The organism is Stutzerimonas kunmingensis, assembly GCF_032106285.1.
GTDB classification, from domain to species: Bacteria; Pseudomonadota; Gammaproteobacteria; order Pseudomonadales; family Pseudomonadaceae; genus Stutzerimonas; species Stutzerimonas kunmingensis_B.
This window is the reverse complement of sequence record NZ_DAMCPO010000053.1, coordinates 1-12,627: the sequence shown is the minus strand read 5'-3', so window position 1 is coordinate 12,627 and position 12,627 is coordinate 1. Positions and strand designations below refer to the sequence as shown.

Sequence of the window (12,627 nt, the reverse complement as noted above, 5' to 3'; positions counted from 1 at the left end):
GGGCAGCACCGTACCGGAAAGGTCAGGTGTTGCACTCAGTTTTCGCGGCCGGCCATGCTATATCTATCGGGACGAGCGGCTCATGCTGACGCAACGTACTAAAAATACCAGCACTGGAGGTCACTGCCGTGTATCACCGCCATCTTCATCGGAATAATGAAATATCTTTTTGGAAGACTAGACCCGGCGTAGCGCTCTTAATGCTGGCAATAATCGGTTTTTTCTACTTGGCACGCGAGCATTACGGTCATCTCTTGCAGGGACTGCCATACATAATCTTGCTGCTTTGCCCGTTGCTCCATTTGTTTGGTCACAACCATGGTGGCCATTCCAATCCCACCCGTGTCTCCAAGGACAAAGATAGGAAGTAAATGGCATGCACAATTCTTCCAGCAACCACGACCGGCATCAGGCTAACCATTCGCACGATCAAAACGGTAAACAGTACGACCCGGTGTGTGGAATGGCGGTCAAGCCAGATAGTCCTCATCACGAGACCTTCGAAGGAAAGACTTATCGCTTTTGCAGCGCAAGGTGTCAGGAGAAATTCCAGGCTGCCCCTCAGCGGTTCGCAAGCGCACGGTCGCGTGAGGAGAATCAGAATGTAGCTCAAGCGCCGTCCGAACCGAGCACTGAATACATCTGTCCGATGCATCCGGAGATTCGCCAGGCGGGACCAGGAAGCTGCCCAATCTGCGGTATGGCATTGGAGCCTGTGATTCCGGAACTAGACGAAGAAGAGAACCCGGAGCTTAAGGACTTCTCTCGGCGCTTCTGGTGGACCCTGCCGTTGACGGTGATCGTCACCGTGCTGGCCATGGGGGGGCACTCTCTGAACCTATTTCACGGCTCCACGCAGAACTGGGTCGAACTCATATTGGCCACTCCAATAGTGCTTTGGTCCGGCTGGCCGTTCTTCGAGCGCTGCGTACGCTCCTTCCTGCTGCGCAGTCCGAATATGTGGACGCTGATCGGTCTCGGCACCGCCGCCGCCTATCTGTACAGCGTCGTGGCCACTCTCGCGCCGGGCGTGTTTCCCGCCGACTTCTTGAAAGACGGGCGCATCGGTGTGTACTTCGAGGCGGCGGCAGTGATCATCTCGCTGACTTTGCTCGGCCAGATACTTGAGCTGAAGGCGCGCTCGCAGACTTCGGCGGCGATCAAGTCACTCCTTGGCCTGGCGCCGAAGACCGCGCGACGCATCAATCCCGACGGTACGGAGAACGACATTCCGCTCACCCATGTTCATGCGGGCGACAGGCTGCGAGTGCGCCCTGGAGAGAAGGTGCCTGTCGACGGTCTGGTACTGGAGGGCGAAAGCGCAGTAGATGAGTCAATGTTGACCGGCGAGCCGGTGCCGATCATGAAGCACGTCGGTGACAGTCTCATCGGTGCCACCCTCAATGCACACGGCAGCTTGGTGATGCAGGCGCAGAAGGTCGGCAGCTCGACCATGCTTGCGCAGATCGTGCAAATGGTTGCCCAGGCGCAGCGCTCCAAAGCACCGATGCAGCGACTGGCTGATGTTATCGCCGGTTACTTTGTGATGGTGGTAATCGCTATCGCCATACTGACGTTCCTTGTCTGGGGTCTTTGGGGGCCGGAGCCGAGCTGGGTCTTCGGTTTGATCAACGCGGTGGCGGTGCTGATCATTGCCTGCCCGTGCGCCCTGGGCCTGGCCACGCCAATGTCGGTGATGGTCGCGACCGGCAAGGCGGCCGGCAGCGGTGTACTGTTCCGTGATGCGGGTGCCATCGAAAATTTGCGCAAGATCGACACCCTGATCGTCGACAAGACGGGTACCCTGACTGAAGGTCGCCCGGCCTTTCACAGTGTAGAGGCAGCGCCTGGTTTCACTCCGGATGAGGTGCTGCGCCTGGCAGCGAGCCTCGATCAGGGCAGCGAACATCCTCTAGCCCACGCCATCGTCGACCATGCCCGTACACAAGGCCTGGCACTGAGCACGGCCGAGACATTCGAATCAGCGTCCGGCATCGGCGTGCGTGGCCAGGTTGATGGCCACCGTCTGCAACTAGGCAATACCGCGCTGATGAATGATGCCGGCGTGGATGCCAGCTCCCTCAGTGCGCGGGCCGAACAGTTGCGCGGCGAAGGCGTGAGCATCATGTTCCTGGCGGTGGACGGCGTCCTGGCTGGTCTGCTGGCAGTGGCTGATCCGATCAAGCCGACGTCGAAACTGGCGGTAGAGCGCCTGCAGGCGGATGGCGTGCGGGTAATCATGGCCACCGGGGATGGCCTGACTACTGCTCGTGCAGTGGCCCGCGAACTCGGCATCGAAGAGGTGCACGGCGAGGTCAAACCGCAGGACAAGGAACGCCTGGCCGCCGCCCTGCAACAAGAAGGGCACCGCGTGGCCATGGCCGGCGACGGCATCAACGACGCTCCAGCCCTGGCGCGTGCCGATATCGGAATTGCCATGGGCACCGGCACCGACGTAGCGATGAACAGTGCTCAAGTCACACTGGTCAAGGGCGACCTGCTGGGCATCCTGCGAGCAAGGAGCTTGTCAGTGGCCACGGTGCGCAATATGCACCAGAACCTGACCTTTGCTTTTCTCTATAACGCTCTGGGCATCCCGCTGGCCGCAGGCCTGCTCTACCCGCTGACCGGCCTGCTGCTGTCGCCGATCATCGCGGCGCTGGCTATGAGCCTGAGTTCGGCCTCAGTGGTATTTAACGCGTTGAGGCTGCGCAAGGGATCGATCGATTGAAACGCTTGACCTTGCCCTTCTGGCAAGGTTGAACATTTGCTGAACCATTACGGTGATTTCCCAGGAGATTCTCATGAGCACCATTGAACTCAACGTCGAAGGCATGAGCTGCGGCTCGTGCGTCAAGCATGTCACCGAGGCGCTCAACACTGTCGAGGGCGTCACCAAGGTTGATGTCGATTTACAAGCCGCCAGGGTGCGGGTTAGCGGCCAGAGCGACAGCCAAGCGCTGATTGCTTCCCTGGCTGATGCAGGATATCCCGCTCAGCTGGCCGGTCCGGCAACCGGATCGAGCAGCATAAAAAAGACGGGTTGCGGTGGCAGCGGTGGCTGCGGCTGCAACTGAAAATGAAAGGCAAACAAGGTTCTTATATGTCTAGAAACTGCGTATATCAGTCCTTGCGGCGCTGCTGATAAGTGGGGCGGTCCATGCCGCTGAACCCTTGATCATCGATGTACACCGAGACGCCAACTGTGGTTGCTGCAACGACTGGATCTCCTATCTGGAAGACAACGGCTTTGAGGTCCGCGACCATGTTGAACGCAACATGCGTTCGGTAAAGCAAGACCTGGGAGTCGAGCCGCGTCTGGCGTCCTGTCACACCGGTGTGATCAACGGCAAGTTCGTTGAAGGCCACGTGCCGGTGGCGCAGATACTCGAATTGCGCAAGCGTTCCGACCTGCGAGGTATTGCCGTGCCCGGTATGCCGGCTGGATCGCCCGGTATGGAGCACGGGGATGTCAAACATGCCTACCAGGTAATCGGGCTTACCCCTTCAGGGCAGGATGAGGTCCTCGCCAAGTACCCGTAGGTTCAGGCTCCGTGCCGCTGACCAGCTTTCCCAGTCGGGTGGCACGGGGATTTCGCTGGATGATCGCAGCGATTACCCTCCCCCGGCTCGCTTGGGCAGGACAGTTTTCCTGGCTTGCGAGGCGGAATTATGTCTGGGGCCTTTAGTTAAACTCTTATTTCGCGAGATACATGTTTCGCCTTTTGCTGTGCCTGCTTTTACTGATCCCACCGCCGGTCAGCGCCGGGATTTCTGATCTGCCTCGCTCACAGCCGCCCCTCTTCAACGCCCCCTGAATAACAGCCAGGACTTCCTGCCGGTGGATCTGGCCTTTGGCCTTGATCTGATAGAAGCCGACATCGACAGTATTCGCCTGCGGTTCATAAATGCCGATGGTTATTACCTCTACAAAGATGGTTTCGCCTTCGGCCAACCTTTGCTGCTGGACTGGTACGCCGACTGGTGCATCAGTTGCAAAGTAATCGAACGAGAAATACTCGAAGTGCCCTCCGTGCGCGAACAGCTGGCTGATTACCGGCTGGTGCGCTTCGATATGGCGCGTAGCGATGCCGAGCAACGCGCGCTGCTTGATCGCTATAAGCTGTTTAGCCCGCCGGTCTGCAATTGTTTGCCCCCAGTGGTGATGAGTGGCAGGACCTTCGCACGATTGGTTAAACCGACGCCGAGAGTTTTCTGGAACGACTGCGTCTAGCCGACGACCGAATGTAAAGCATGCAACCTGGTCGCTTCCGGAAGTGGGCAATGACTTGATCGTTTTAACGATGTTCCACTATCAAAATCGGTGACGACTGAAGTCAGCCATTTGTTGAACAGTCACACCGGAACTTAACAGTCAGAAAAAACGGTACCTGACAGAACTGTAATGTTTCGCTAAGGCCTGTGACAGGATGCCGCAGTTAAGTTGGCGTCGTGCCTGAAGAACAAAGCACTCCGTTCAAACGGAAACCGAATTGACGGATATTTCGAGGGGATCGAACAATGCTCCTGTTTTCATGCGTTGCCGAGTACTCCGGCTTGGCAGGGGCGGGCAGTCAACGAATCTGAGACCGGGTTGCTCACCACTGGCTCATCTGATTAATGGACATAACGGGATGCAAAGCAAAACCACAAGGCGCACTTTCATCAAGGGTCTAGCCGCCACCGGTATTCTCGGCGGCTTAGGCATGTGGCGTATGCCGGTCTGGGCCGTGACCAGTCCCGGTCAGGCCAACGTGCTGGCCGGTACCGATTTTGATCTTTTCATCGGTGAAACCCCGGTAAATATTACTGGCGCGGCTCGTACCGCGATGACCATCAATGGCTCACTTCCAGGGCCGACCCTGCGTTGGCGGGAAGGCGATACCGTGACTCTGCGCGTTCGTAATCGTCTGCAGGACGATACCTCGATTCACTGGCACGGCATCATCCTGCCGGCGAACATGGATGGCGTACCTGGCCTGAGTTTCCACGGCATCGCCCCCGATGGCATGTATGAGTACAAATTCAAGGTTAACCAGAACGGCACCTATTGGTACCACAGTCACTCGGGACTACAGGAGCAGGCTGGCGTCTATGGTGCTCTGGTGATCGATGCCAAAGAGCCGGAGCCGTTCAGCTACGACCGCGACTACGTCGTGCTACTAAGTGACTGGACTGACGAAGATCCGGAACGGGTTCTGGCCAAGCTCAAAAAGCAATCGGATTACTACAACTTCCACAAACGCACAGTCGGCGACTTCGTCGATGACGTCAGCGAGATGGGGTGGTCCGCAGCGATCGCTGATCGGAAGATGTGGGCCCAGATGAAAATGAGCCCGACTGATCTTGCCGATGTCAGTGGCTATACCTACACCTACTTGATGAATGGCCAGGCGCCGGATAACAACTGGACTGGTATTTTCAAGCCGGGTGAGAAAATCCGCCTGCGCTTCATCAATGCATCGGCCATGACCTATTTCGATGTCCGTATCCCGGGTCTAAAGATGACGGTGGTGGCGGCCGATGGGCAGTACGTCAAACCTGTTAGCGTCGATGAGTTCCGTATTACTGCGGCCGAAACCTTCGATGTAATAGTCGAACCCGATAGCGAGCAGGCCTACACCATCTTCGCGCAGTCCATGGACCGCACCGGCTATTCACGCGGCACCCTGGCCGTTCGCGAAGGGCTGAGCGCGCCTGTTCCTGAAGTTGATCCTCGCCCGTTGATCTCCATGAGCGATATGGGAATGGATCACGGCAGCATGGAGGGAATGGATCATGGCTCCATGCAGGGCGGCATGGCAGGCAAGGATCATAGCAAGATGGCAGGTATGGACCACGACAGTATGGCTGGCATGGATCATTCAACGATGGCAGGCACGGGTGGAGCGATGCAGTCCCATCCGGCCTCCGAAACCAATAACCCTCTGGTCGACATGCAGACCATGACGCCAACTCCCAAGCTAAATGACCCGGGAATCGGGCTTCGCAACAACGGTCGCCGTGTCCTGACTTACTCAGATCTGCACAGCACCTTCCTCGATCCGGATGGGCGCGAGCCGAGTCGTACTATCGAGCTGCATCTCACAGGTCACATGGAAAAGTTTTCTTGGTCATTCGATGGCATTGAGTTCTCTGACGCGGAACCGTTGCGATTGAAGTATGGCGAGCGTGTTCGTATCACCTTAGTCAACGACACTATGATGACCCACCCCATCCACCTTCATGGCATGTGGAGCGATCTGGAGGATGACAACGGCAACTTCCTAGTTCGCAAACACACCATTGATGTACCTCCTGGCTCGAAGCGCAGCTATCGCGTAACCGCAGATGCGCTAGGGCGCTGGGCCTATCACTGCCACCTGCTGCTCCACATGGAAATGGGCATGTTCCGTGAAGTTCGCGTGGATGAGTGAAGGAGATATCTAATGGGCAATTCCCCGATACGAAACCCCCTTTTCTGCAGTGCCGCAATGTTGAGCCTTTTGGCTGCCCTGTATATCCCAGTGTCGCTGGCCGAAGAAAATCACAGCGATCATGGACGGCACGCCGTTGACTCTTCCAAAGCTGCCAGTGAGAAGCAGCCTCCTCAGGTGCGAGGCCAAGGCCCAGCCAATCAGCAAATGGATCACGGCTCGATGAACCATGAAGGCATGGACCACCAAAAAATGACCGGTGAGCATGGCAGCGACCATGCCGAGGCAGATTCGAACCATGACCATTAAGCTATCACGTCCATCGCTCATTGCCCTGGCGGTGTCAATGAGCGCACTGAGCGGCGGCTTTACCTTTGCCGCAGAAGGAATGGATATCTCGACTATGGGCCGCGGCTCCATGCCGCTGGACCATAGCAAGATGGGCCACGGCGCCATGCAAGAGCAAATGGAAGGGATGGATCACAGCAACATGGATCACTCCCAAATGAACCATGGCTCCCCGAGAACCACCAGTCGTACACCGATCCCCGTCCTCACGGATGCCGATCGCCAAGCGGCCTTCGCGCCTCTGCCTGGACATACAGTGCACGATAGCGGCATCAACAGCTTCTTCCTGCTCGATCAGCTTGAATATCAGGACGCTGATGAGGGCAGCACCCTGGCCTGGGATGCCTCAGGCTGGGTGGGAGGCGATATCAATCGGGTCTGGTTTCGTTCCGAGGGAGAGCGTACCAACGGCGTAACCGAGGATGCCGAGCTGCAGCTGTTGTATGGGCATTCGGTCGGCCCGTGGTGGGACGTCGTTGCTGGCGTTCGCCAAGACTTCAAGCCCGAGTCTCCACAGACCTGGGCTGCCATCGGTATGCAAGGTCTGGCGCTTTACGATTTTGAAGCCGAGGCCACTGCGTTCGTTGGCGAAGGGGGCCAGGCTGCAGTTCGCTTAGAAGGCGATTATGACATCCTGCTGACCAATCGACTGATCCTCCAACCAACTGCGGAAGCCAATTTCTACGGCAAGAATGATTTTGAAAGAGTAGTGGGCTCGGGCCTGGCAAATACTGAACTGGGTTTGCGCCTGCGCTACGAAATCGTTCGCGAATTTGCGCCCTACATCGGGATTTCCTGGAGTCGCTCATACGGTAATACCGCAGACATGCTGCGCGACGAAGGAGAAGATGTTGAAGAGGTGCGCTTTGTCGCCGGCATTCGAATGTGGCTTTAGAGGTTAATATGAAAAAAACAATTACAACCCTCTTGGTAGCAGGCGCTGCTGGTACTGCTGCAATACTAGCTGGAGCCTATTCCGGAGTGATTAACGTAGGAGCTGACGATCCTCATCACCCTGCCGTGTATGCGTTCCTTTCAATGGCGCGTGATCGCTCTATTGAAGCGCGTTCCAAGGACATTGTGGTTCCCGATCTAGATGACGAGAATCTCATTCGTGGTGGCGCCGGGAACTACAACGCCATGTGCGTTGGGTGCCATCTGGCGCCCGGTGTCGAACTAACAGAGCTGAGTCAGGCGCTGTATCCAGCCCCTCCGAACCTGGCCAAGATTGGCATTGACGCAAGCCCCGCATCCGCCTTCTGGGTCATCAAGCATGGAATCAAGGCAACAGGCATGCCGGCCTGGGGCAAGAGCATGGGCGACGAATATATCTGGGGCATGGTTGCCTTCCTCAGCCAGTTGCCCAAGATCGACGCTACGCAATACCAGGCGCTCGTCGCAGCCAGTGGCGGTCACCAGCACGGTGGCGGTGAGAGTCAGACGCGAAATCACGATGGCCTAGATGGTAGCAATTCTGACCATCATGGCAATGTTGCCGCTGGAGGAGAGCCTGGACGTCGCGGTATAGCGGCAGCAGACCACCACGGCGGCTCAGCGTCAGAGTCCGATCACCATTCTGCGAGCAGTAACGGCGATGATCACCATGATGGAAGTAACTCCAGCTCGAAAGGCAGCAGCGCTACCGACGACCATGCCGAGCCATCCTCCAATACCCACACTCATACGGATGGCAAAGTGCACGTACATGGCAGCTAAAAGCAATGGGCACGTTAGGAAATGGCGCAGTAGTTGAGCTTTCCCGCGACAAGCGTCTTGCTACACCGACGTCATAAATGGTTATTTCGTGTGCTGGCCGCTCAGGTCAGCGCGCTTAATAAGCGTATGACCTCGTCGGAATCGCAGCATCACTTTTGCAAGAAGAATGGACCGGAGCGAGAAAGTCGCGCGATACCTTGCGTCAGTTAGCCCTGTCTAAATCATCAATCAGAAACATCATTTCAGAAATCTCTCGGCGCTGAGCCTCAATTATTTGATCCGCCAGCTTGCGAACGCGCGGGTCTGAGATCTGAGCGCGCTCACTCGTCATGATGGCTATAGAATGGTGAGGAATCATGGCCTTCATATAGTCGGTATCGTCGACAGTTGCCTGACTACGAACAAGCCACAAGGCAATAGCAAAGGAAGCTGCTCCGCCTGCGAATATCGCTACGTTCAGCGCCTTTTTCTTGTACATATTGAGCATGAAGGCGAGCATGATAATCGCCATGACGGATCCCATCACTATCGCCATCCAAGCACGGGTCTCACTCCATAAAACATGCTCGAACGTGTAAGTATTCAAATACATAACGCCGTACATGATGGCGGTTGATGTGGCCACCATCGCAGCGAAACGCCAATAAGACATTTTCATATCAACTCCTCTTGGTGATGTGCTGCCACAGTATTGCATTGACTAAAGTCTGCGTATTTTTCGATCATGCCGGGCAGTTGCGTTACTAATACTGTGAGAGCTCAGATTTGATAATCAGCCCTCGGTGTTACCTAAGAACGGACAAGCCGGGAGGCTGTGAGGTTTCGATTTTTTTAAAAAGCTTACAAAAATGTAATCTGCACCAAGTTTACTCGCTCTCGGGTTTGCGCAGCGCTGCTCCAAGTCGAAGTGACCATGCGCCAGTCTGGCTGCGTGACGCGCTTCCGTGATTTGGTGAGGAACACGGCGCGCCTGGTGACGCTGTACGACCTGTCGAACTGTGGATGTCTCCTCGATATTCGCTGTCGAATGTAGAAGAGGTAAGCCTTTAAGGGGTAAGGGGCGACATCGAGATCCTTGCGGTAACCAGTAATTGCGATTTGTGGAAGATCAGGTCGTTCAGACCTGTTTCCAGTTTCCAAAGCGCAGGAGCTGAACGTTTGTTGGCTGTCACTGAGGTTACGCCAATGTAATTTTAGGGACAGCATCCCGTAAGTATTCACCCGCCACACTCAAATCAGGCCCCAACACTGAGGAAAGCACAATGAAAAGCATGCAAAAGCTCGTTATCGCCCTTGTTCTAACCGCTACATCTCCTTTTCTCATCGCTGCAAATAAAGGCGATCAACCCATGAGACACGACCATACTGTTGGCGATGGTCATGAAGTGATGGTCAATCTGCTAAAAACCGGGCAAGTGCTAAGCGTGACCCCAATGGGTAATTCACCAGTGTCCGGAAGTGATGTAAGAACGTATGAGATTAAAATTAAAACCCCTGACGGAGTCGTCCATTCGGTCGAATTTCTCGGTGCCCCAGTAGGCGTTAAAAACGGCTGATACCACTTTAACGGACACCTCCGCGATATTAATACGATTATGGTTGTTGCAGGTATCAGCACTTACCCTGCAACAATCATCGATGCTTAGGCTTCCCTTTGCTAAGGGAACCCTAGACGTGCAGTTTATACTTGGGATGTTTGAGACAGAAAGCGAGCAATAGTTTTTTAAACGCAAATCGGGGAAGAGGGATAAATGATGAACCAAATTAGTAAAGCACTGGTGACGATTTCGCTAATTTCGGCAGCTTTCGCAGCCGTCGCCGGCACGGAACAAGAAAGTGCTATGCGGCACGATCACACTGTTGGGGATGGTCACCAAGTAATGCTGGATCTGCTGAAGCGCGGCGAGGTGGTGAGTGTGGCCCCTATGAATAAAGAGCGTTCGGATAATAAAGCTATAAATAACACACTTAAGGGAAATGTTAGGCCATATGAAATAAAAATTCGTACTCCAGACGGGCGACTTCACGCGGTAGAGTTCCGCGGAATGCCAGCCAAAATAAACAACCGCTCACATGGTAATAAATGACAAGAAAGTTATTTCTGAGTAGCTGCCACAGGGGTAAGCCGGATCATAACGTCTCCTTACACGGGAGGAGGATCCTGACAGCGTGTCATGCAACAATGGGCTGAGTCGGCCTTCTCGGCTCAGCTCAAAGCAACATGAGCGAGTGATTTAATTTTTCCACAGCACATACAATTTTTACATTCAGTTGGCGTCTACTTCACCAGTTGAGCGAATGTCTGTGGGGGACCCAGTGGTGCTGCTACGAAATCACTACAGTCGCTGTGGAAAACCACCAGTCCGCTCTGATATGCCGCCGATCGCGATCGCGTTCTCTGCCGCGAATATGATGCCCTGACCAAAAGTGTGACGATACGCAGCGTTTTGAAGCTCCATTGCCATTCTGAATGCCGCCCCTTATGGCCGCGCCGCTATCGCCTCCTACATAGGCTATTACCAAGTTGAGTCTGTCATTGTCGAGCAGTATGTGGTCTTCCTCGTGATGTCTTCCAAAAGGCACCGATAATTGCCGCGGGTAGCTTGCAAACGCGGACGTCACGCAAAGCGATGCATGTGATCGACGAGACCCATCTTTTGGTCTGAGATCGCAGCGGTCAGTATCCCAGCTTTGAGCCGGGAAAGTCTGATGCGGCGCATATCGAGAATACGCCCCTGGTCGATGCCGATGCTGTTCTCTGCTCCGGCAGTGCCAGTTCTATGCCCCTTCATCAAGAGCCGAGGGGCGCCTGTCACCCGTCGGCCCGTCCTAGCCAGAAGCGCTGCGTGGATGGGCCTCTCAAATTTAAAACTTGAGCGCCTGCGACCCCCAGCTCAACGGCTGAATGATTTTCATATGGTGTGGCCGCTAGGTAACTGAGCCAATTAATCGGGATGGCTATGCTTGCTCGAATGCTACCGGCCCCACTTAATCCTTGGGTAATTTGATTCATAACACCAGTGTAATTACCGTGTCATATGAGTAACAGCTTGCCGCTCTTATAATTTCATCACACACGTTAAGTTAGGAGCTGGTTATGAAAGCTTTCAAGATTACGGCAGCAGTGTTTTTTATGAGCGTGAGCTCATTATCCTTGGCAGAGGGTAGCTCAGATCGCGAGTATGGCGAAATGATACGCGCGAACGAAAATACTATGCGGGAGTACGCTACTTCTGTCGGAAAGAAGCCTCCCGAAGCTGTCCATTATCGTTATGGGATGAAGTTGGACATCGCCAAGGTAATTCGTACCACGCGAACCGATATGACCTGCAACGATGTGATGCCGGCCCAAATTACCTATGAGGACTCTAAGGGTGATTTGGCGATTGTTGAGTATCGGGTCGCCGGAACGAACTGTCGGAGATAAGACACCACCTATCGACCCATCGAAGCCTGCATAAACGTAAGAGTCCGAGGCGGTAGTCGCAGCCCGAGACATGCTCCTGGTGCGGCGGTGGTCATAAGCATTTCAGCAATACAATCGTTACTAGCCTTGCCGTTTTTATGGCGAATCGGTGCGGGTACTGGCATGGGGCCGTCTGGGGAAACTGCCCAGCTGAGCGATGTGCTTAGTAGTACATACATAGCCGCGAGGGGTGCCTACGACTCGCGGCTTTTATTTTCCATATGGAGCGTGTAGCTGAGAAATGTTCGGACAAGTACTATCAAACCAAGTACTGCAACGTTTCGTAGCGAGGGCTCAATTACAACCGTTCGTATGACATCGGCAGCAACGAGGAATTCTAGTCCTAGCACAATCGCGCCGCCAATATCTTGCCGTAATGACCGGGAGCGATCCGTCAATGCGGCCCCTTTGTAATTGAAAAAAAAGCGATAGAGCGCTATGAAACTTCCGAAAGTTATAGCGAGCACCCCTGCAATCTCGAACCCGATCACCGCGATCTCAATCGCTGCATGAGGTGCCTCAAGGTTCATAGAAACACCCGTCAATGGTGGTCATAGATGCCTATTCCCCGAATATCGTTCCATGAGGTGGTCTGGTGGCAAAGGTAGCACTGCTCAGGTTTTGTGTTCCTGACACCCGCTATCGGCTTGGACATCATTCCGAAGTGCTCCTTGTAGTGGC

Annotated in this window: 13 protein-coding genes and 1 pseudogene; 12 read left to right on the top strand and 2 right to left on the bottom strand. The window is 54.8% G+C overall.

What is annotated here, in order from left to right; genetic code table 11:
• Positions 1-200: 200 nt before the first annotated feature.
• The 9 genes and pseudogenes from RT582_RS21985 to RT582_RS21945 all read left to right on the top strand — a co-directional run bounded on the left by RT582_RS21985 (position 201) and on the right by RT582_RS21945 (position 8,480).
• On the top strand, positions 201-371 hold the full coding sequence (locus RT582_RS21985) for a DUF2933 domain-containing protein (protein WP_080505060.1): 171 nt from the start codon (positions 201-203) through the stop codon (positions 369-371).
• A gap of 92 nt (positions 372-463) precedes the next feature.
• The gene (locus tag RT582_RS21980) at positions 464-2,731 is read left to right on the top strand and encodes a heavy metal translocating P-type ATPase (RefSeq protein ID WP_162836506.1); all 2,268 of its coding nucleotides are present in this window, start codon (positions 464-466) and stop codon (positions 2,729-2,731) included.
• 73 nt (positions 2,732-2,804) lie between these two features.
• On the top strand, positions 2,805-3,077 hold the full coding sequence (locus tag RT582_RS21975; protein WP_044313818.1) for a heavy-metal-associated domain-containing protein: 273 nt from the start codon (positions 2,805-2,807) through the stop codon (positions 3,075-3,077).
• Between the two features lie 97 nt (positions 3,078-3,174).
• Positions 3,175-3,543, top strand: coding sequence for a DUF411 domain-containing protein (locus tag RT582_RS21970; protein WP_234462266.1), 369 nt, complete (start codon positions 3,175-3,177; stop codon positions 3,541-3,543).
• A gap of 406 nt (positions 3,544-3,949) precedes the next feature.
• Positions 3,950-4,197 (top strand): annotated as a pseudogene (locus RT582_RS21965) (thioredoxin family protein); the annotation flags it as partial.
• A gap of 437 nt (positions 4,198-4,634) precedes the next feature.
• Positions 4,635-6,416 (top strand): copper resistance system multicopper oxidase, encoded by a 1,782-nt coding sequence (locus RT582_RS21960; protein ID WP_044313815.1) that lies wholly within the window; start codon positions 4,635-4,637, stop codon positions 6,414-6,416.
• Between the two features lie 12 nt (positions 6,417-6,428).
• Entirely contained in the window at positions 6,429-6,725 is a 297-nt protein-coding gene (locus RT582_RS21955; RefSeq protein WP_080902054.1) for a hypothetical protein, read from the top strand.
• Positions 6,715-7,659, top strand: coding sequence for a copper resistance protein B (locus RT582_RS21950; protein WP_037004932.1), 945 nt, complete (start codon positions 6,715-6,717; stop codon positions 7,657-7,659). The genes RT582_RS21955 and RT582_RS21950 overlap by 11 nt, the downstream gene beginning before the upstream one ends.
• Positions 7,660-7,667: 8 nt before the next feature.
• Complete coding sequence (locus tag RT582_RS21945) at positions 7,668-8,480, top strand: c-type cytochrome (RefSeq protein WP_020307708.1); 813 nt, start codon at positions 7,668-7,670, stop codon at positions 8,478-8,480.
• Positions 8,481-8,682: 202 nt separating this feature from the next.
• On the opposite strand, the gene RT582_RS21940 is transcribed toward RT582_RS21945, so the two are convergent.
• Entirely contained in the window at positions 8,683-9,138 is a 456-nt protein-coding gene (locus RT582_RS21940) for a DUF305 domain-containing protein (protein ID WP_020307709.1), read from the bottom strand.
• Between the two features lie 604 nt (positions 9,139-9,742).
• On the opposite strand from RT582_RS21940, the gene RT582_RS21935 reads away from it, so the two are divergent.
• From RT582_RS21935 to RT582_RS21925, 3 genes are all read left to right on the top strand, one after another.
• A complete protein-coding gene (locus RT582_RS21935; protein ID WP_011914423.1) occupies positions 9,743-10,036 on the top strand; it encodes a hypothetical protein in 294 nt (97 codons plus the stop codon).
• A 195-nt stretch (positions 10,037-10,231) separates the two neighbouring features.
• Positions 10,232-10,567, top strand: coding sequence for a hypothetical protein (locus RT582_RS21930; protein WP_011914422.1), 336 nt, complete (start codon positions 10,232-10,234; stop codon positions 10,565-10,567).
• Between the two features lie 1,010 nt (positions 10,568-11,577).
• Complete coding sequence (locus RT582_RS21925; RefSeq protein ID WP_313480021.1) at positions 11,578-11,907, top strand: DUF2790 domain-containing protein; 330 nt, start codon at positions 11,578-11,580, stop codon at positions 11,905-11,907.
• Positions 11,908-12,140: 233 nt separating this feature from the next.
• Here the strand turns inward: RT582_RS21925 and RT582_RS21920 are convergent, their stop codons facing one another.
• Positions 12,141-12,476 (bottom strand): DUF1622 domain-containing protein, encoded by a 336-nt coding sequence (locus RT582_RS21920; RefSeq protein WP_003298493.1) that lies wholly within the window; start codon positions 12,474-12,476, stop codon positions 12,141-12,143.
• Positions 12,477-12,627: the final 151 nt, after the last annotated feature.

Excerpts from the sequence above, each read along its gene's own strand:
- RT582_RS21985 (WP_080505060.1), top strand. The coding sequence starts at position 201 with ATGCTGGCAATAATCGGTTTTTTCTACTTGGCACGCGAGCATTACGGT.
- RT582_RS21980 (WP_162836506.1), top strand. The coding sequence starts at position 464 with ATGGCGGTCAAGCCAGATAGTCCTCATCACGAGACCTTCGAAGGAAAG.
- RT582_RS21975 (WP_044313818.1), top strand. The coding sequence starts at position 2,805 with ATGAGCACCATTGAACTCAACGTCGAAGGCATGAGCTGCGGCTCGTGC.
- RT582_RS21960 (WP_044313815.1), top strand. The coding sequence starts at position 4,635 with ATGCAAAGCAAAACCACAAGGCGCACTTTCATCAAGGGTCTAGCCGCC.
- RT582_RS21955 (WP_080902054.1), top strand. The coding sequence starts at position 6,429 with ATGGGCAATTCCCCGATACGAAACCCCCTTTTCTGCAGTGCCGCAATG.
- RT582_RS21950 (WP_037004932.1), top strand. The coding sequence starts at position 6,715 with ATGACCATTAAGCTATCACGTCCATCGCTCATTGCCCTGGCGGTGTCA.
- RT582_RS21945 (WP_020307708.1), top strand. The coding sequence starts at position 7,668 with ATGAAAAAAACAATTACAACCCTCTTGGTAGCAGGCGCTGCTGGTACT.
- RT582_RS21940 (WP_020307709.1), bottom strand. The coding sequence starts at position 9,138 with ATGAAAATGTCTTATTGGCGTTTCGCTGCGATGGTGGCCACATCAACC.
- RT582_RS21935 (WP_011914423.1), top strand. The coding sequence starts at position 9,743 with ATGAAAAGCATGCAAAAGCTCGTTATCGCCCTTGTTCTAACCGCTACA.
- RT582_RS21930 (WP_011914422.1), top strand. The coding sequence starts at position 10,232 with ATGATGAACCAAATTAGTAAAGCACTGGTGACGATTTCGCTAATTTCG.
- RT582_RS21925 (WP_313480021.1), top strand. The coding sequence starts at position 11,578 with ATGAAAGCTTTCAAGATTACGGCAGCAGTGTTTTTTATGAGCGTGAGC.
- RT582_RS21920 (WP_003298493.1), bottom strand. The coding sequence starts at position 12,476 with ATGAACCTTGAGGCACCTCATGCAGCGATTGAGATCGCGGTGATCGGG.